The 17,583-nt window shown below is 74.2% G+C and carries 16 protein-coding genes; 9 read left to right on the forward strand and 7 right to left on the reverse strand.

The features are described from left to right. The first annotated feature begins 208 nt into the window (after positions 1 to 208). Complete coding sequence (locus OIE69_RS11390; RefSeq protein WP_392567490.1) at positions 209 to 1,003, forward strand: hypothetical protein; 795 nt, start codon at positions 209 to 211, stop codon at positions 1,001 to 1,003. Between the two features lie 3 nt (positions 1,004 to 1,006). Here the strand turns inward: OIE69_RS11390 and OIE69_RS11395 are convergent, their stop codons facing one another. After that, positions 1,007 to 1,819 carry a GntR family transcriptional regulator gene (locus tag OIE69_RS11395; RefSeq protein WP_326571857.1) on the reverse strand — a complete coding sequence of 271 codons (813 nt, stop codon included), beginning with the start codon at positions 1,817 to 1,819 and terminating at the stop codon, positions 1,007 to 1,009. A gap of 386 nt (positions 1,820 to 2,205) precedes the next feature. Between OIE69_RS11395 and OIE69_RS11400 the strand changes: the two genes are divergently transcribed. After that, the gene (locus OIE69_RS11400; protein ID WP_326571858.1) at positions 2,206 to 3,243 is read left to right on the forward strand and encodes a DUF2637 domain-containing protein; all 1,038 of its coding nucleotides are present in this window, start codon (positions 2,206 to 2,208) and stop codon (positions 3,241 to 3,243) included. Positions 3,244 to 3,336: 93 nt separating this feature from the next. Here OIE69_RS11400 and OIE69_RS11405 read toward each other — a convergent pair whose 3' ends face one another. Continuing rightward, positions 3,337 to 3,786, reverse strand: a complete 450-nt coding sequence (locus OIE69_RS11405) for an ATP-binding protein (RefSeq protein WP_326571859.1) — start codon at positions 3,784 to 3,786, stop codon at positions 3,337 to 3,339. Positions 3,787 to 3,942: 156 nt separating this feature from the next. On the opposite strand from OIE69_RS11405, the gene OIE69_RS11410 reads away from it, so the two are divergent. Both OIE69_RS11410 and OIE69_RS11415 read left to right on the forward strand, forming a co-directional pair. Then, complete coding sequence (locus OIE69_RS11410; protein ID WP_326571860.1) at positions 3,943 to 4,596, forward strand: GntR family transcriptional regulator; 654 nt, start codon at positions 3,943 to 3,945, stop codon at positions 4,594 to 4,596. Between the two features lie 2 nt (positions 4,597 to 4,598). Beyond that, positions 4,599 to 5,093, forward strand: coding sequence for an OsmC family protein (locus tag OIE69_RS11415; RefSeq protein ID WP_326571861.1), 495 nt, complete (start codon positions 4,599 to 4,601; stop codon positions 5,091 to 5,093). Between the two features lie 20 nt (positions 5,094 to 5,113). Here the strand turns inward: OIE69_RS11415 and OIE69_RS11420 are convergent, their stop codons facing one another. After that, positions 5,114 to 6,529 carry a glycoside hydrolase family 47 protein gene (locus OIE69_RS11420; RefSeq protein ID WP_326571862.1) on the reverse strand — a complete coding sequence of 472 codons (1,416 nt, stop codon included), beginning with the start codon at positions 6,527 to 6,529 and terminating at the stop codon, positions 5,114 to 5,116. A 90-nt stretch (positions 6,530 to 6,619) separates the two neighbouring features. On the opposite strand from OIE69_RS11420, the gene OIE69_RS11425 reads away from it, so the two are divergent. Further along, positions 6,620 to 9,799, forward strand: coding sequence for an alpha-mannosidase (locus OIE69_RS11425; RefSeq protein WP_326571863.1), 3,180 nt, complete (start codon positions 6,620 to 6,622; stop codon positions 9,797 to 9,799). Here the strand turns inward: OIE69_RS11425 and OIE69_RS11430 are convergent. Next, on the reverse strand, positions 9,757 to 11,160 hold the full coding sequence (locus tag OIE69_RS11430; protein WP_326571864.1) for a protein phosphatase 2C domain-containing protein: 1,404 nt from the start codon (positions 11,158 to 11,160) through the stop codon (positions 9,757 to 9,759). The genes OIE69_RS11425 and OIE69_RS11430 overlap by 43 nt on opposite strands. A gap of 224 nt (positions 11,161 to 11,384) precedes the next feature. Between OIE69_RS11430 and OIE69_RS11435 the strand changes: the two genes are divergently transcribed. From OIE69_RS11435 to OIE69_RS11450, 4 genes are all read left to right on the forward strand, one after another. After that, positions 11,385 to 12,374: a helix-turn-helix domain-containing protein gene (locus OIE69_RS11435; RefSeq protein ID WP_326571865.1), complete on the forward strand. Its 990-nt coding sequence runs from the start codon at positions 11,385 to 11,387 to the stop codon at positions 12,372 to 12,374. Between the two features lie 79 nt (positions 12,375 to 12,453). Further along, entirely contained in the window at positions 12,454 to 12,936 is a 483-nt protein-coding gene (locus OIE69_RS11440; RefSeq protein WP_326571866.1) for a DUF456 domain-containing protein, read from the forward strand. A gap of 159 nt (positions 12,937 to 13,095) precedes the next feature. After that, the gene (locus OIE69_RS11445) at positions 13,096 to 13,902 is read left to right on the forward strand and encodes a polysaccharide deacetylase family protein (RefSeq protein ID WP_326571867.1); all 807 of its coding nucleotides are present in this window, start codon (positions 13,096 to 13,098) and stop codon (positions 13,900 to 13,902) included. 145 nt (positions 13,903 to 14,047) lie between these two features. Next, the gene (locus tag OIE69_RS11450; protein ID WP_326571868.1) at positions 14,048 to 15,097 is read left to right on the forward strand and encodes a LacI family DNA-binding transcriptional regulator; all 1,050 of its coding nucleotides are present in this window, start codon (positions 14,048 to 14,050) and stop codon (positions 15,095 to 15,097) included. An 11-nt stretch (positions 15,098 to 15,108) separates the two neighbouring features. Here OIE69_RS11450 and OIE69_RS11455 read toward each other — a convergent pair whose 3' ends face one another. From OIE69_RS11455 to OIE69_RS11465, 3 genes are all read right to left on the reverse strand, one after another. Continuing rightward, complete coding sequence (locus tag OIE69_RS11455) at positions 15,109 to 15,498, reverse strand: hypothetical protein (protein ID WP_326581084.1); 390 nt, start codon at positions 15,496 to 15,498, stop codon at positions 15,109 to 15,111. Between the two features lie 85 nt (positions 15,499 to 15,583). Then, positions 15,584 to 16,024, reverse strand: coding sequence for a roadblock/LC7 domain-containing protein (locus OIE69_RS11460; protein ID WP_326571869.1), 441 nt, complete (start codon positions 16,022 to 16,024; stop codon positions 15,584 to 15,586). A 60-nt stretch (positions 16,025 to 16,084) separates the two neighbouring features. Continuing rightward, entirely contained in the window at positions 16,085 to 17,119 is a 1,035-nt protein-coding gene (locus OIE69_RS11465) for a MarR family transcriptional regulator (RefSeq protein ID WP_326571870.1), read from the reverse strand. Positions 17,120 to 17,583: the final 464 nt, after the last annotated feature.

The raw sequence follows: 17,583 nt of genomic DNA on the forward strand, positions 1-17,583 counted from the left end.
CCATAGGCGGTCGGTGAACACCCTCCGCCCCACCGGATGCGGCACGGATGCGCAGCGGTTGCGCGCCGGTTGCGCCGCGGTTGCGGCGATGGAGATCAATTGACGGGCAGGAAATCGATCACGGCGACGTCCGCCCTCTTGGCGTGGCACCCGGTGTCGTGCTGGACTTCGGCCCAACCGGCTCGATGACGCGCTTCGGGGAGGGCAAGTGGCGGACACCGCCATGTCGGACGCAGAGGTGGGACCGAACGCGCCGGGTGGCGACACGCCGCCCGACGTGACGCGGCTGCGGGGCCGCGGGTGCTGGACGGAGGCCGCGCAGCTGCTCGCGCCCCATGCGGAGCGGTCGCCGGCGGCGGCCACACGGCGGGCGGCGCTGCTGATCGAGCGCTGCATGTTCACCCTGGACGGCTGGGCGGAGGCCGAGGACGCCCTGCGCACGGCGGAGGCCCTGGCCCGTACGGACGACGAGCGCGGCGAGGCCGCCTGCGAACGCGGCAACCTGGCGTACCTGGCGACGCTCTTCGGGCTGCGCGACCGGGCCGACGAGGCGCGGGCGGCCCTGATGCGCAGCGCGGCGCTGCTGGCTCCCGGTGCGGCGGGGCGTCCGCTGCTGGACTTCCGGCGCGGACTGGTCGCGGAGAACCTGGGTGACGACCCGGCCGCGGCGCGGGCCGCGTACCGCCGGGCGCACGCGGGGGCGGTGGCCCACGACGACGTGCTGCTGACCTCGTACACCTGGCGGCACCTGGCCGGGCTGGCGGCCCGCGAGGGCGACGTCGCCGAGGCGCGCCACGGCTTCACGGAGTCGCTGCGGATCCGTGTGGAGCTCGGCTACGCCGTCGGGGTCGCGCCGGCCCTGACCGCGCTGGCCGGGGTGACGCCGGATCCCGAGGCGGGACGGCTGCGCGCGGAGGCGGCGCGGTTGTTCCGGACGCTGGGCGGGGTGCCCGTGTGGCTGGCAGAGGAGCTGGCCAGGGAGCCGGCGCCGGACGCCGGCTGAGCGTCACGCCCCGGAGAAGTGCCGGCGCACCAGTGACTCGACGGCGGTGAGGTCGCCGGAGACCAGCGCCTCCAGCAGGGCCGCGTGCTGCGTGGCGTCGGCGACCAGGCGGGCGCTGATGCCGCGCACGGGGGCGGCGCCGGGGCGGGCGTGGCCGTGGTCCTCGGTGACGGGCCACTGCGACCTGCGGTGCAGCTCGTCGGCGACGGCGACGAGCTGCCGGTTGCCGGAGAGCTCCAGCAGTGCGCGGTGGAAGGCGCGGTCCGCCTCGGCGTAGGCGGCGCGGTCGCCCAGGGCCGCGGCGGCCACCGTGGCCTCGGCGAGCGGGCGCAGCTGCTCCCAGCGGGACGCGGGCAGGGTGCGGGCCATGCGCAGCACGACGGGGACCTCCAGGAGCGCGCGCACCTCGGCGAGCTCGGCGAGGTCCCGGCTGCTGCGCTCGGCGACCCGGAAGCCCTTGTTCGGCATGGCCTCCACCGCGCCCTCACGGGCCAGCAGCTGCATCGCCTCGCGCACCGGGGTCGCGGAGACCCCGAAGCGCTCGGCGAGCGCGGGCGCGGAGTACACCGCCCCGGGGCGCAGCTCTCCGGTGAGCAGGGCGCCGCGCAGGGCGCGCAGGACCTGGTCCCGCACGGTGGACCGCTCGGGCAGCCGGCGCGGCCGGGGAAGACCCTCGGCCCGCTCCGGGGCGGCCTCCGTGCCGGGCTCGGCGTGCGGATGGGCACCCCGGACCCGCTCGTCGTGACCGGGGGGCAGCCCGGGGTCCGCGGCGGCGGGCGCCGCGGGGCGCCGCTGGGCGCGGGGGGCGTACTCCACAGGGGCTCCTTCGGGCAGTCGTGTGCGCTGGCGCACTTCCGCGGGGAGTGTGCGCCGCCATCTATTGCAACACGCTCGGCGACCGGCTTCGAGCCCCCTGTGGGCCCGCTCTCCCCCGGCAGGATCGTCCGAGGTGTGGCACACCTCGTACGGATCTTTCACCGATGCCCTCCGATCACCCGTCAGGTCACAGGTCTCGACTCGACCAACTGAACCAGTCCCGCTACCCAGTTCGAGCATTCTGGCAATCTCGCCCCACGCCGCCGCTCCGTTGGCGTTCTCTTGCCCTGAAACCGCATCACACGTCCGAGGTGTTCGCCAGGATGGCGCGCGGACGCCGTCTCGCGGCCCGAGCGCGACGGTACTGCGACGCAAGGAATCGCACGATGAGACTTACGGACACAACGCTGGACTGGGCGCTCCCGTGCGCCGTGGGTCTGGCGGTCCTCGCCGCCGCGGCGGTGTTCCTGCGCAACCGCAAGGCCCGCAAGGAGGACGCGGGCCAGGCCGATTCCTGGGAGCGCGCGGAGGAGCGGCGCCGCAAGAAGGAGGCCCTGTACGGCACGGCCTCCTACGTCCTGCTCTTCGGGTGCGCCTCGGTCGCCGCGGCCTTGTCCTTCCACGGCCTGGTCGGCTTCGGCCGGCAGAACCTCGGCCTCTCCGGCGGCTGGGAGTACCTGGTGCCCTTCGGGCTCGACGGCGCCGCGATGTTCTGCTCGGTGCTCGCCGTCCGCGAGGCGAGCCACGGTGACGCGGCGCTGGGCTCGCGCATGCTGGTGTGGCTGTTCGCGGGCGCGGCGGCATGGTTCAACTGGGTCCACGCGCCGCGCGGCGGCGGCCACGCGGGCGCCCCGGAGTTCTTCGCGGGCATGTCGCTCTCCGCGGCCGTGCTCTTCGACCGCGCCCTGAAGCAGACCCGCCGGGCCGCCCTGCGCGAGCAGGGGCTGATCCCGCGGCCGCTGCCGCAGATCCGCATGGTCCGGTGGCTGCGCGCGCCCCGCGAGACGTACGGCGCCTGGTCGCTGATGCTGCTCGAGGGCGTCCGCACCCTGGACGAGGCCGTCGAGGAGGTCCGCGAGGAGCGTGCCCGCCAGGAGCAGGAGGCCATGCGCCGCCGCGGGCACGAGCGCCTGGAACGGGCCCGCATCAAGGCGATCAACCGGCAGCACCGCATCTGGAACCGCGGCGGCAGCAAGTACGAGCTGTCCTCCCCGGCCGCGGCGGGTGCCCAGTCCGGCGCGGAGCCTGCCATAGAACCGGAGAAGGCCGAACTGCCCGCGCGCTCCCGGCCCGCCCTGTCGCCCGTGCGTGAGGAGACCGCCCGTACGACGATCGACCTCACCGCCGAGGACGACACCATGGCGCTCCCCAAGCTGGACTCGCTGGAGCGCAAACTCGCCGACCTGGAGCGCCAGTACGGCTGATCACGCGCGTGCGCGACGCCGCGTCGGTGCGCTGCCCCGGCCCGGAACCCCGGCTGGGGCGGTGGCGCGTCGGGGGCGGCGGTCAGGGGCGGATCAGCCGGCCGCGGCGTCGAGTTCGAACCAGACGATCTTCCCGGTGCCGTCACCGTCCGGGCGGACCCCCCAGGAGTCGGCGAGCGACTGGACGAGCAGCAGTCCGCGGCCGGAGGTACGGCGGTCGGAGGGGGCGCGCAGTCGCGGGTGACGGGTCGTGAAGTCCCGCACCTCCACGCGCAGGCAGTGGGCCGGGCCGTGCTGCAGCGTCACGGTGAGGACGGCGCCGCGGTCGGTGTGCCGCAGGGCGTTGGTGACGAGTTCGGTGGTGAGGAGTTCCGCGGTGTCGGCGAGGGCGGGCACACCCCAGCTCCGTAACGCCTCGCGCAGCAGCCTGCGGACGTCGGCGACGGCCGGCAGGTCGGCATGCTGGAGGGGCCGGTGCAGCCGGCGCGCCTCGACGGGCCCCCCGGCCTCCCTTCCGCCAGGCTGGACAGGCTGACGTTCCATCGGCTCCGCTCCGGCCGCTGACGCCCATTCGGGTTCGAACATCTACGCGCAATGCATGCCCCACCGCGACCACGTCCAGTCATGGGCCGGGGACGGAGCGCTTCTGTATCCATTGCATGCATTGAATGCAGTGGATGCAATGGATACAGTGGTGGGGTGCAGCAGACGGACGCCGCGCGCACGCGGCTGCGGGAACTGATCCTGGACGGGGTGTACGCCCCCGGCCAGCGCCTGACCGAGCTCGAGGCCGCCGCGGTGCTGGCCATGAGCCGTACACCGGTGCGCGAGGCGTTCCGGTCGCTGGTCGCCGACGGGCTCGTGCGTTCCGCGGGGCGCGGGGTGAGCGTGGTCGAGCTGGGGCCGGAGGCGCTGCGGCACGCGTACCAGGTGCGGGGCGTGCTGGAGGGTCTGACGGCGGAGCTGGCCGCCGAGCGGCAGCGGCGCGGGGAGATGGCGCCGGCCGAACTGACCGCGCTGGAGCGGCTCGCGGCGGACGCGCAGGAGGCCACGGCCGCGGGCCGGCTGGTCGAGGCCGTCCGGCACAACCGGCGCTTCCACGGCCGGATCGCCACCCTGTCGGCGAACCCGGTGGCCGCCGCGTCGCTGGAGCGGCTGTGGGACCAGATCCAGGTCTCCACGCGGCGGTCGCTTGCCGCGCCGGAGCGCCCCGACCGGGTCGCCGCGCAGCACCGGCGACTGCTCGCCGCGATCGCCGCCGGCCGCGCCGGGGAGGCCCACACGGCCGCCCGTGAGCACGTCATGGACACCTGTGCCGCCCACGAGCGGGACGGGACGGAGGAGGAGCGTTAGCCGTGCCCGACATCAGCAAGCGCCACACCTACACCACCGAGGTCGTCTGGACCGGCAACCGGGGCACGGGCACCGGCACGTACCGCGGGTACGGGCGGGAGCACGAGGTCGCCGCACCCGGTCTGCCCGTGCCGCCGATACCCGGCAGCTCGGACCCGGCCTTCCGCGGCGACCGCGCCCGCTGGAACCCGGAACAGCTGCTGCTCGCCGCGCTGTCGCAGTGCCACATGCTCTCGTATCTGCACGTGTGCACCGTCGCCGGAGTGGTGGTCACCTCCTACACCGACCGGGCCGAGGGCACGATGGAGGAGACCGGCGACGGCGTCGGCCACTTCACGCGGGCCCTGCTGCGGCCCCGGGTGGAGGTGGCCTCCGCCGCCATGGTGGACGCCGCCGTCGGGCTGCACGCCGACGCCCACCGGTTGTGCTTCATCGCCGGCTCGGTCAACTTCCCCGTGGCGCACGAGGCGGAGGTCACCGTCGCGGTGGGCGGCTGAGCACCCTTCGGGGGCCCGGATCAGCGCAGTCCGCGCAGGACGTTGCCCTCGGTCGTGAGGTAGTTGGAGCGGTAGTCGAAGCGGCGCGCCCGGGCGAACAGCAGGTAGTAGTACTTGGCGTTCTCGCTGAACCAGTAGGCCGGGGTCAGGTCGCCCAGCTTCATAGGACGGGCGGTCACGTCACGGACCACGGTGTATCCGTTGGCCACCTTGCAGTACCGCTTCTGCCGCCGGAACATCTCGGCGGCCCGCCGCCGGTAGAGCTCCTTGCCCGTGGCGAGCCACAGGAAGAGGCAGGAGTCCACGTACTCCGGGCGCAGCGGGTAGGAGGCGTCCAGGGCGCGCATGCCGTGGTAGTCGAGGCTCTCGGGCGGCAGCCGGAAGGAGCGCAGGGCGGCCGCCCAGCTGTCGTGGTAGGCCTCGCCCTCGGCGACACGGCCGCTCTGGGCGAGCAGTCCGGCGTAGAAGGCGGTCAGTTCGGACTGCGCGTGCCCGGTGGCGGCGCCCGTGCGCATGTCGGCCTGGCGGAACCAGAGCCGTCCGGAGCGGCGCTCGGTCAGGTGCTCGAGCACGGCCGCGGTGAGCGTGGAGTACCAGGTGCGCAGGTCCTCGTCGCGGTAGAGCTCCCAGCCGTCCCAGAGGTACTCGTAGAAGGAGTCGACGGGCGGGTCGAGGGTGGCGGTGGTTCCGGTCCACGCGCCGGTCTCGACGTTCATGCCGGTGCCGAGCAGGTTCAGCCGCGAGCGGCGCTCGTAGACGGCGCGCAGGGCCTTCTTCGCGGCGTCGTAGTACTTCCGGTCCCCGGTGAGCCGGGACAGCTCGCCGAACTCGGTGATGCAGGTGCCGATCTCGGCGAGGTGGTTCTCCTTGCCGGAGACGGCGCCGGTGGCCAGGTTCACATAGCGGTAGGGGGCCCCGGTGGGCGACCGGGTGAAGGCGGGCAGCAGCCGGTCCGCCAGTTCGCGGGCGCGGTCGAGCAGGACCGTGTCCTTGGTGGCCAGGTGCCCGGAGAGCAGCCCGCCGACCAGGCGGATGATCGTCTCGAAGACCTGAACGGGGGCGTCCTGGGCGAGCACGAGATCGTCGCGCACCCACTGGACGCCCGCGTCCAGTTCCTCGTCCAGCTCCATCAGGTAGAGGGTGTCCAGCGCCTCGACGATCGTCAGGCCGAGGGTGCTGCCGGGGATGAAGAAGTCCGAGCCGGCGCCGGTGAGCGGACGCAACTCGTCGCGGCCCCAGGCGAGTCTGCGGTAGGCGTCCCAGGCGCTGCGGAACTCGGTGACGGACGCGCGGGCGAGCGCCGCGTACGGGTCGGTGGCGGCCGCCGCCGACCCGGGCAGGGACACGGTGGGGACGGCGGCGAGCGGGGCGAGCCGGGCGGCGGCACCGAGCAATCTGCGCCGGGAGAGTCCGCGGGGACGCGCGATTTTTCTCATGCCCCGAAAACCCCGTCCGCCTTCCGGGCGTTACGGGACACCACCGCATTGACGGGGGATCCATCCGGTGAGCCGACCCGAGGAGCTGAGATGCACGACGACCGTCTGCTGGTCGAGGGCCGCCTGACCAGGGCCATGAACCAGTTCGTCCGGCCCGCCCGCTACGCCGAACGGGTGCCGCTGGGCATGTCGGTGTGGCACGTGGAGGACCGGCGGGGAGAGCCGCTGCCGGTCGGTGAGGCCCTGAAGGCATGGTCGGACGGAACGTTCGAACCGTTCTCCGTGGGCACGCCCTGGGGGCCGCCGTGGTCGACCAGCTGGTTCCGGCTGGAGGGCACGGTGCCGGCTGCCTGGGCGGGCCGCCGGGTCGAGGCCGTCATCGACCCGGGGTTCGGCAACGACGGCCCGGGTTTCGTGGCCGAGGGGATGGTGTACGACGCCGAGGGGGTACCCGTCAAGGGCGTCCACCCGCTCAACCGCCATGTCCCGGTGGCCTCTCCCGCCGCCGGGGGCGAGCGGGTGAGCCTGCTGCTGGAGGCCGCGGCCAATCCCGCCGTGCTGCGCGACTGGCGGCCGACCCCGCTGGGCGACGTACTGACCGCCGGGTCCGATCCGCTCTACCGCTTCGACACCGCCGAACTGGCCGTCCTGGACGAGGAGGTCTGGCACCTCGTGCTGGACGTCGAGGTCCTCGAGGGCCTGATGCACGAACTGGACTTCGACGATCCGCGCCGCCACGAGATCCTGCGCGCGCTGGAGGACGCCCTGGACGCGCTCGACCTGCACGACGTGCACGGCACCGCCGCGGACGCCCGCCGCGAACTGGCCGGGGCGCTGTCCCGGCCCGCGCACGCCAGCGCGCACCGCGTCTCGGCGACCGGCCACGCCCACATCGACTCGGCGTGGCTGTGGCCGCTGCGGGAGACCGTCCGCAAGGCGTCCCGCACCTTCGCCAACGTCACCGCGCTCGCCCGCGACTACCCCGAGCTGGTCTTCTCCTGCTCGCAGGCCCAGCAGTACGCCTGGGTGAAGGAGCACCAGCCGGTGGTGTGGCAGCGCATCCGGCAGGCCGTCGGGAACGGCAACTGGGCGCCCGTCGGCTCCATGTGGGTCGAGTCCGACGCCAACATGCCCGGCGGCGAGGCGCTGGCCCGGCAGCTCGTCCACGGCAAGCGCTTCTTCCTGGACGAACTGGGCGTGGAGACCGAGGAGATCTGGCTGCCGGACACCTTCGGCTACACCGCCGCCTTCCCGCAGCTCGCGAAGCTCGCGGGGGTCCGCTGGTTCCTCACCCAGAAGCTGTCCTGGAACCAGTCCAACAAGATGCCGCACCACACCTTCTGGTGGGAGGGCATCGACGGCACGCGGGTCTTCACCCACTTCCCGCCCGTGGACACCTACAACTCGCAGCTCGCGGGCCGTGAACTGGCCCACGCGGTACGCAACTTCGCCGAGAAGGGGCGCGCCACCCGGTCCCTGGTTCCGTTCGGCTGGGGCGACGGCGGCGGCGGTCCCACCCGGGAGATGCTGGAGAAGGCCCGCCGGCTGCGCTCCCTGGAGGGGGCGCCCCGGGTCGAGATCGAGAAGCCCGCCGCCTTCTTCGCGGCGGCCGAGGCCGAGTACGGCGACCGGGCCCCGGTGTGGTCCGGGGAGCTCTACCTGGAGCTGCACCGCGCGACGTACACCACGCAGGCCAAGACCAAGCAGGGCAACCGGCGCAGCGAGCACCTGCTGCGCGAGGCCGAGCTGTGGTGCGCGGCGGCAGCGCTGGAAGCTCCGGCCTCCTACACCTACCCGTACGAGGAGCTGGACCAGATCTGGAAGACGGTGCTGCTGCACCAGTTCCACGACATCCTGCCGGGCAGTTCGATCGCCTGGGTGCACCGCGAGGCGCGCGACACCTACGCGGAGGTGCGGGAGGAGCTGGAGGCCCTGATCGCGGCGGCGGTGCGGGCGCTGGGCACCGGCGGCTCCCAGGGCTCCCCCGTCCTGCTCAACGCCTCGCCGTACGCGCGGGAGGAGGCCGTCGAGCTGGACTCCGCGACGGCGGCCGCCCTGCCCGAGGGCAGTGGCGCGCAGCCCCTGGCGGACGGCGGGGCGGTCGTGCCCGTCAGCGTCCCGGCGCTCGGCGTTGCGGCCGCCGGGCGACGGGCGGGCTCCGCCGCGGAGCCGGTGCGCGCGGTGCGCGAGGACGGGCTCGTCGTGCTCGGCAACGGCCTACTGCGGGTCGCCGTCGACGCGGACGGGCTGCTGGCCTCCGTCCGCGACCTGACCGCCGGCCGGGAGGTGCTGGCGCCGGGGGCGCGCGGCAACCTGCTGCAGCTGCACCCCGACCATCCCGCCAAGTGGGACGCCTGGGACATCGACCGGCACTACCGGCGCAAGCACGAAGACCTGACGTCGGCGGAGTCCGTCGAGCTCGTCGAGGAGGGGCCGCTGCGGGCCGCCGTCAGGGTCGTACGGGCCTTCGGCGGCAGCCGGGTCGTCCAGGAGCTCCGGCTGACCGCCGGCAGCCGTCGGCTGGACGTGCTCACGGAGATCGACTGGCACGAGTCGGAGAAGGTACTGAAGGCCTCCTTCCCGCTGGACGTGCTCGCCGAGCGCTCCACCGCCGAGATCCAGTTCGGGCACGTGCACCGCCCCACCCACGCCAACACCAGCTGGGACGCGGCCCGGTTCGAGATCTGCGCCCACCGCTGGCTGCACGTCGGCGAGCCCGGCTACGGGGTCGCGCTGCTCAACGACTCCACGTACGGCCACGACGCGGGACGTTCCGGCGCCGACACCACCGTCCGGCTCACCCTGCTGCGCGCCCCGCACAGTCCCGATCCGCACACCGACCAGGGCACGCACCGCTTCCGCTACGCGCTGCTCCCCGGCGCGACGGTGGGCGACGCGGTCGCCGAGGGGCTGGCGCTCAACCTGCCGCTGCGGCGGGCGGATTCACTGCCGTCGCTGCGGCCGCTGCTGCGGGTCGGTCACCCCGGCATCACCGTGGAGTCGGTCAAGCTCGCCGACGACCGCTCCGGCGACGTGGTGGTGCGCCTGTACGAGTCGCGGGGCGACCGGGCCTCGGGCCCGCTCGCCACGGGCTTCCCGCTCGCCGGCGCCCGGGTCACCGACCTGCTGGAACGGCCGCTGGAGGACGCCGGGTGCGAGGGTGACACCGTCGCCCTCACGCTGCGCCCGTTCCAGATCCTGACGCTGCGGCTCACCCCCGGGCCGCGTCAGGCGTCCCAGACGGCGACCGCCGTACGGTCGTCGGCGTAGCCCTTGACCCTGGTCTGGGTGTCGCCGAGGAAGGCCGGCAGGCCCGGGGGCCCGGCGGCACCCCACCGCTGCGTCAGGCGGGCGGCGAGGCCGGGTTCGCCGCGCAGCGGCCCGGCCAGGCCGCCGCTGCACAGCAGGAGGGTGTCGCCGGAACGGGCCACGGAGGCGCGGAAGCGGAAGCGTACGGCCGGGCTGTCCTCCGTCTCGGCGCGCTCGTCGGGCCGCCAGGGGTCGAGGTCCTGCCACTCGCCGCCGCGGATGCGGTAGAGCCCGCCGTCGCCGACGCCGAAGAAGAGCCGGATGCGGCAGTCGGGGTCGGCGGGCAGCAGCAGGCAGCGGAGGGTGGCGCTGTACTCGGCCGGGTCCAGGCCCAGGTCCTCGCCGCGGGCGCGCAGCCGTCCGTAGCAGCGGTCGGTCAGCCGGTGCAGCCCGGACTTGAGGGAGCCCCGGCGGGAGGCGCGGATGTCCTCGCTGAGCCGCACCTGGCTGCGGCCCACCGCCGTCGCCATCCAGGTGCAGGCGTCGCGGGCGGCGCGGTGGGCGGTGTCCGAGGTGCGCGGGCCGGTGGCGACGGCGATCAGCAGCAACGCGTCGTCGCCGCCGCCGAAGCGGGCGGTCAGGACGGCGTCGCGGCGCGGCTCGCCCCGGTAGCGGGCGGAGTCGCCGCGCACCGAGGCCGTGCGGACCGTCAGCAGGCCGTAGCGGGCGCCGTCGAGTTCGGTGTCCGGGACGAGGTCGTCGAGGCCGTCCGGGTCGGCCGCCGGCCAGGCGGTGGGCTCGGGGTCGTACGTGGGCGGGCCGTCGCCGAGGTACGCCGCCTCGGCGAGGGTGGGCTCCGGCAGGGCGGTCGGTGCGGACCCGACGGCCGGTGCGGCGGGAGCCGGGGGCACCTCGGACACCAGGGGATCCGGGGCGGGTTCGGCCGGGGCCCAGCCCGGGGGCAGTCCGGGCGGCTCCGGGACCGGTTCGGGCGCCGCCGGGGGGTGGGGCGGGCCCTGGTACTGCCAGGGGCGCGGGGCGGTCGCCGGGGGCGGGGCCGGGCGGCGCAGCCGCAGGGTGTCGGGCGGGCCGGCGTCGTCCTCGTCGGGGCCCGCCCCGGACCGGCCGCCCGGGGCCGTGCCCGGATCGGCGCCGGCGTACCGGCCGTCACCGGGCGCGGCCGACGGGGCCGTGTCCTGCGGGGCGGCCTGCCGCGGCACCGTACCGCCGCCGTCCGCCTCCTCGCCGAGGGCGGTGAGGGCCGAGCTGTAGCGGTCGTCGAGCGTGTCACCGGGCTCGCGGCCCCCGGGGTCGGGCTGCCCGTACAACTGCCGCCACCACTCGTCCTCTTGGCGGCCGTCCGTCTCCCCCTGCTGACTCATGCCCCTATTGTCCACCGGAGGGCGCGCGGCGAAACAGGGTTCGGGAACGCGAATGGCCCGACGGGCGGCCGGCCCCCTCCTCGGGCCGCACGTCGGACGATCCAGTGGGGACACCTTGCCAGGACAGGGGTTCGAGCAGGGATGATGGCGGGCGGCGGGATTACGCCATGGCTCATTTCCGCCATACCCGCGTGTCGCGTTCGCCGGATCCGGAAGGGGTGCCCGTGCTCGGTGCCATAGGGCTGGACGATGCCCAGGAGGCGGCGTACCGCGCCCTGGTGGGGCTGGGCGCCGCCGAGGTCGTCGACCTCTCGCGCCGGCTCGGCATGCCCGAGGACGAGGCGGCCCGCCTCCTGCGGCTGCTGGAGCGGCAGGGGCTCGTCGCGCAGTCCTCCGCCCGGCCCGGCCGCTGGGTGGCCGCCCCGCCCACGGTGGCGCTCGGCGCCCTGCTCACCCAGCAGCGGCACCAGCTGGAGCGGGCCGAACTGACGGCCGCCGTGCTGGCGCAGGAGTACCGAGGCGAGGCCGCGGAGCCCTCCGCGCACGACCTGGTGGAGGTGGTGACCGGGGCGAGCGCGGTGGCGCACCGCTTCAACCAGCTGCAACTGGGCGCGGAGAAGGAGGTCTGCGCCCTCGTGACGGGCACCCCGATGGTGGTGTCGGGGATGGAGAACACCGCCGAGGAGCGCGCCGTCGAACGCGGGGTGGGCTTCCGCGTGGTCGTCGAGCGCGAGGTGATCAGCGGTCCGCACGGCATCGCCGAACTCACCGCGGCGCTCGGCCGCGAGGAGCGGGTACGGGTGGTGGACCGGGTCCCGACCAAACTGGTGGTGGCCGACCGTTCGCTGGCGATGGTGCCCATGGCCCGGGACGCGAGCGGCCCGGCCGCGCTGGTCGTCCACGGCAGCGGTCTGCTGGACTCGCTGATGGCGCTCTTCGAGAGCGTCTGGCGCGAGGCCCTGCCGCTCCGGCTGGACACCGGGGGCGCCCCGTACGAGGAGTCGCCGGACGCGCCCGACGCCGTCGACCTGCAGATCCTGTCGCTGCTGCTGGCCGGGCTCACCGACGCCAGCGTCGCCAAGCAGCTGGAAGTGGGGTTGCGGACGGTGCAGCGCCGCGTGAAGCGGCTGATGGAACTGGCCGACGTGACGACCCGGCTGCAGCTCGGCTGGCACGCGTACGAGCGGGGCTGGGTGGACCGCAACCCCCGCTGAGACAGGAGAACTTGGGGCGCAGCCGACGAGGCCGGAAAACCAGGGGGCGCCGGGGCCCGGCTTCCGGCACGCTGGGCCCATGGGGACCGGACAGCTGTGCCTGATCGGTGCCGTCATGCTGTCCGGACTGCTGGGTGTGCTCGTACCGGGGGCGCCGGGCCCGCTGATGTGCTGGGCCGCCGTCCTGTGGTGGGCGACGCATCTGCACACCCCGTTGTCCTGGGGCGTCCTGGCGGCGGCCACCGGTGTGCTGCTGCTCAACCAGGCCGTCCAACTCCTGCTGCCCGCCCGGTCGGTACGGGAGGCCGGCGTGCCCCGGCAGGCGTTCCAGGTCGCCGGGCTGTGGGCCGTCGCCGGCTTCTTCCTGCTGCCGGTCGTGGGTGCGCCGGCCGGTTTCACCCTCGCTCTCTACGGCGGCGAGCGGATGCGGCTCGGCACCCACGGCGCGGCCTGGTCCTCCACCCGTACGGCGATGCGGGCCGCCGGAACGGCGCTGCTGGCCGAGCTGTTCGCGTGCCTGCTCGTCGCCGGGGCGTGGCTGGTGGCCGTCCTCACCTCATAGGTGTCCGCGGCCCGTTCCGTCGCCGTCCCCCGACGGAACGGTCAGGGCTCCGTAACAGCCGGATCCGCCGGCGCCCCGCCCCCGTCCTCCCGTGTGCACGTACGGGACACGGAACAGCAACAGGACACGGGGAGCGGTGCGGACATGGGGTGGAGCGGGATGCGGGGGACGAACGGCCGGATACTGGCGGCCGCGTTGGGCGTGGCGGGGGTGGCCGCGCTGGCGTCGGTGTGGACCGCCCATGCCGGCACCGCCGACGGGCGGCAGGCGGCACAGCGTCCGGCGAAGCCCACGGCCTCCGCCGCGCCACGGCCGATACCCGGGCAGACCTCCGTGCCGGACGCCGCATTGCCGGCCCCCGTGGTGAACATGGACATCGCCCACGCCTCCGACAAGGGCCCGCGGGGCGTCAACATCACCATCGACGACGGGCCCGACCCGCAGTGGACCCCGCGGATCCTCCAGGTGCTTCAGGACAACGGCGTGAAGGCGACCTTCTGCATGGTCGGCACGCAGGCCCGGGCCCACCCCGCCCTGGTGAAGGCGGTGGTGGCCGCCGGGCACCGGCTGTGCGACCACTCCGTCACACACGACACGGCGATGAACGGCAAGCCGCGGGAGTACCAGGCGAAGGAGATCCTGGACGCCGAACGCATGATCACCCGCGCCTCCGGTGGCGTCAGGCCGCTCTACTACCGCGCTCCGGGCGGTGCCTTCACCCCGTACAGCCGCCAGCTGGCGGCGTCCCGCGGCATGCGTCCGCTCGGTTGGAACGTCGACTCCGAGGACTTCAAGCAGCCGGGCACCGCCGCGCTGGTCTCCACCGTCAGGAACGAGATCTCCAACGGGCCGACCGTGCTCTTCCACGACGCGGGCGGGGACCGCGGCCAGACCGTCGAGGCGCTGCGGCAGGTCCTGCCCTGGCTGAAGCAGCAGGGCTACACCTTCGGCTTCCCGGTGCGCTGACCGCCCTGGGGTCGGCCGACCGGCCGACCCCTCGCGCAGAACAGAAAGAGAGCGCTCTCAGAAACTGCCTCCGAGCTGCGGCGAGAGCGCTCTCTTCCCCCTTCCGGGAGGGACTACGCTGTTCCCGTCCCGAGAGGAGCACCCCTTGTCCGACCAGATCTCCGGAGCGCGCCCGACGCTCGAGGCCGTCGCCGAACGGGCCGGTGTGTCCCGGGCCACCGCCTCCCGGGTCGTGAACGGCGGGACGGGAGTGCGCGAGGCGCTGGTGGAGAAGGTCCGCAAGGCCGTCGAGGAGCTGGGCTACGTGCCCAACCAGGCGGCCCGCTCGCTGGTCACCCGGCGCACCGGGGCGGTCGCCGTCGTCGTAGCGGAGCCGGAGAGCCGGGTCTTCGCGGACCCCTTCTTCGCGCAGCAGCTGCTCGGCATCAGCCGTGAGCTGGCGGTGCACGACTCGCAGCTGGTGCTGCTGCTGGTGGAGGGCACGGCCGACTACGACCGCGTGGGCCGTTACCTGTCCGGCGGGCACGTGGACGGCGCGCTGGTCTTCTCGCTGCACGCCGAGGACCCGCTGCCCGGCATCACCCGCCGGATAGGGCTGCCCACCGTCTTCGGCGGGCGCCCGGGCTGGCCGGCGGCCGAGGGGGACCGCAGTGTGCTGTACGTGGACTCGGACAACCGCGGCGGCGCCCGCGAGGCGGTGCGCCACCTGGTCTCGCTGGGGCGGGAGCGCATCGCGACCGTCACCGGCCCGCTGGACCAGACCGCGTCGGTGGACCGGCTCGACGGCTACCACGACATCCTGATGGACGCCGACCCGCGGCTGGTCGTCGAGGGCGACTTCTCCGAGGCGGGCGGGGCCCGCGCCATGGCCGACCTGCTGGACCGGGCGCCGGACGTCGACGCCGTCTTCGTCGCCTCCGACCTGATGGCCTGCGGTGCTCTGCGGGTGCTGCGCGAGCGGGGCCGCAGGGTGCCGGAGGACGTCGCGATCGTGGGCTTCGACGACATGGCCTCGGTGGCGGAGCTGGCCGACCCCCCGCTGACGACGGTCCGTCAGGAGATCGAGGAGATGGGCCGGTTGATGGTCCGGCTGCTCGTACGGGGCCTGGAACGGCGGTCGGAGGAGGACAGCGGCGGCCGCCCGCTGTCCTCGCTCGTCACACCGACCCGGCTGGTGCGGCGCGCCAGCGCCTGACCGGCCGGGGCTCAGAGCGTGCTGTGCTCCTTGACCACACGGCGGGCCTGGGCGAAGAGCATTCCCACGTTGACCGAACGGCGGCAGACGACGACGGCGACGACGTCCTCGTTCAGGTTGATCCGCATGAACAGGTGGGTCAGGTTGTCGCTGTTGACGAGGATCTCCTGGAAGTAGTGCGCGTCGCTGGTGACCCCGCGGCGCTCCTTGAAGACGTCCTCGATCATCACCACGGTGCGCCCCTGGAAGAGGTCGAGGGTCGCCGCGGCGAGCAGGTCCAGGACCTCCGGCGGATGGCTGTCGACGGTGTCGACGGACAGCAGCATGCCCGTCGACATGTCGACCACACCGGCGGCGAGGCAGTCGGGGACCTCCTGGCGCAGGTTCTTCACCAGGCCCATGACCTGGTCGGACAGGTTGCCGTGCGGGCGTTTTCCGGTGGTGCTCACAGCACTCCTTCGGTGGTCTTCGCTGGGGGCGGGGTCGTCATCCGAGGACTCCCTCCGGGTCGTACGCGGACTCCGGCGCGGGCACGGCGCCCGGTCCGGGTTCGGGTTCGGGGGCCAGCAGGATCGCGCCGATGCGCTCGACGGCGGACCTGGCCTCGACGTGGAGTTGGGGGACGTTCATGCCCTCGTCGCCCACGACGACGAGGATCGCGGTCTCACCGACCGCGTAGACGGCGGTGTAGCCGCCGCTGCTGCAGGTCACGGTCCTGCGGAGCGGGCCGCGCAGGGCCGCCGCGGCGATCCGCCGGGCGAGCCCGAGGCTGGCCGCGGCCAGCGCGGCAAGGCCGTTGGGGTCGATGGCGTCCTCGGTGTCGGCGGCGATCAGCAGGCCGTCGACGGCCGCCACGGCCGTGTCGGTGACGCCGACCACCTGGTCCCGCAACGTGCGCATCTCAGCGACCAGGGCGTCATGATTCATGCACCTGCACCTCCTTGAATTCCCTTCGGTCGGTGTTGCGTCGCTCCCCGGGTATTTCGGTCACGGGGAATCGGTCCGGCTCCGTCCTCGCGGCCGGAGAAATCCTTTCCAGCCCGATTGCGGGCGGCTCGCGTCGAGCGCCTCGCGAATACCGCTGGCGCCCGGTTCACGGCGGGGCAGGCCCTCGGCGGCCGGGGCCGCGCCGGGGGCCTCCCCCGGTTCCCACTCCGGCAGGGGCGGGTACGGGCCCGGGTCCGCGACGTCCTCCGGGGGAGCGAGGGGAGGGCGCGGCGCGGCAGGTCCCGCCGGCTCCGCCGGGGCCGGGGCGAACGGTTCGGGGGGCGGCGGCGCCGGGTCCGCGACGGTCGGCGGCAGCGGGTGCGCCGGCGGGGCCGGCAGGGTCTCGACGAGGCCCTCGGCGCACATCCGGGCGACCTCGACGGTGATCGTGTACACCCCGCGCCCGATGAGGAACGCGATGTCCCGGGGGCTGCGCCGTCCGTTGGCGCAGCCGAGGATCTCGCGGCGCACCGGGGCCAGCGGCTCGTCGGCCCACGCGGGCGGTCCCACGGCGGTGACCCGGTCGCGGTCGGGGGAGACCCGGCGCGGCAGCGACGCCAGTGCGGCAAGCCTGCGACCGGCCTCCACCAGCAGTTCCTCCGGCTCCACCCCCGGGGCCAGGCCCGGCGGCAGGGCGGCCGGTCGGGCACCCGGCGCGTCGGGGTCGAAGGCGCAGTTGTCCAGCCGTCCGGCCAGCACCGCGAAGACCGCGTCCTGCACGGCCATCATGTGCAGCACCTGGAACTCGGCCGTGCCGAGCCGTCCCCCGGCGGCGATCGCCGCGCCCGGCAACAGCCCCGTACCGGCGGCGTCGTGGGCGGCGTTCCACTCGTCGGCGTCGATGCGCCCGGAACGGACGAGCAGGGTGCCGACTCCGGGCGCCCCGGGACTCTCCACGGCCACGACCGCACCGTCGAGCAGATGGAAGGCCCCGCCGGGGCTGCCCTGTACGTGCAGCACCCCGGTGGCCCGTTCGTCGCGGCACCTGGACAGCGCGCGGCCGAGCAGGCCGTGAGCGGCATTCCGGGCGGGCACGGAACCGGATGGTGCCGAGGTCATCGCTCCCCTTGCTGCGTCTGTTCGGGCATACGGGCGGGCGGGCTCGCGGAGATACGGACGGGAGGCGCGGAAAAGCCGTACTCATGCACGAACATTCACGCCGGCGGGTAATTTTTAGCAGCCCTCCGACATACCTCTCCGGCCATCGCACGACATGGCCGAGGACGCGTACTTGAGTCCTACAGATGTCAATTCCGTGCCCTTCCGCGACCGTTTCCGCGCCCATGACCGCAGGTATCCGGAGAGCTTCGCGGAGGGTCACGGCACCGGCCGGCGATGCCGTCAGGACGTGGAGCCGCACGGGACCCGGAGCCGCCCACCGGCCGTTATCCATTCGACTCTTGACGAATCACCGGCTGCGGCGGCACTCTCCTGGGCATCGCTTGAGAGCGCTCTCAAGAGCCGCAACCGGGGGTGCTCTCACCCGTCCCGAAGCCATG

Source organism: Actinacidiphila glaucinigra, from assembly GCF_035918135.1.
In the GTDB taxonomy this organism is placed as follows: domain Bacteria; phylum Actinomycetota; class Actinomycetes; order Streptomycetales; family Streptomycetaceae; genus Actinacidiphila; species Actinacidiphila glaucinigra.

Coding starts and splice junctions, on each gene's coding strand:
- OIE69_RS11400 (WP_326571858.1), top strand. CDS start 2,206: ATGAGACTTACGGACACAACGCTGGACTGGGCGCTCCCGTGCGCCGTG.
- OIE69_RS11405 (WP_326571859.1), bottom strand. CDS start 3,786: ATGGAACGTCAGCCTGTCCAGCCTGGCGGAAGGGAGGCCGGGGGGCCC.
- OIE69_RS11420 (WP_326571862.1), bottom strand. CDS start 6,529: ATGAGAAAAATCGCGCGTCCCCGCGGACTCTCCCGGCGCAGATTGCTC.
- OIE69_RS11425 (WP_326571863.1), top strand. CDS start 6,620: ATGCACGACGACCGTCTGCTGGTCGAGGGCCGCCTGACCAGGGCCATG.
- OIE69_RS11430 (WP_326571864.1), bottom strand. CDS start 11,160: ATGAGTCAGCAGGGGGAGACGGACGGCCGCCAAGAGGACGAGTGGTGG.
- OIE69_RS11440 (WP_326571866.1), top strand. CDS start 12,454: ATGGGGACCGGACAGCTGTGCCTGATCGGTGCCGTCATGCTGTCCGGA.
- OIE69_RS11445 (WP_326571867.1), top strand. CDS start 13,096: ATGCGGGGGACGAACGGCCGGATACTGGCGGCCGCGTTGGGCGTGGCG.
- OIE69_RS11455 (WP_326581084.1), bottom strand. CDS start 15,498: ATGGGCCTGGTGAAGAACCTGCGCCAGGAGGTCCCCGACTGCCTCGCC.
- OIE69_RS11460 (WP_326571869.1), bottom strand. CDS start 16,024: ATGAATCATGACGCCCTGGTCGCTGAGATGCGCACGTTGCGGGACCAG.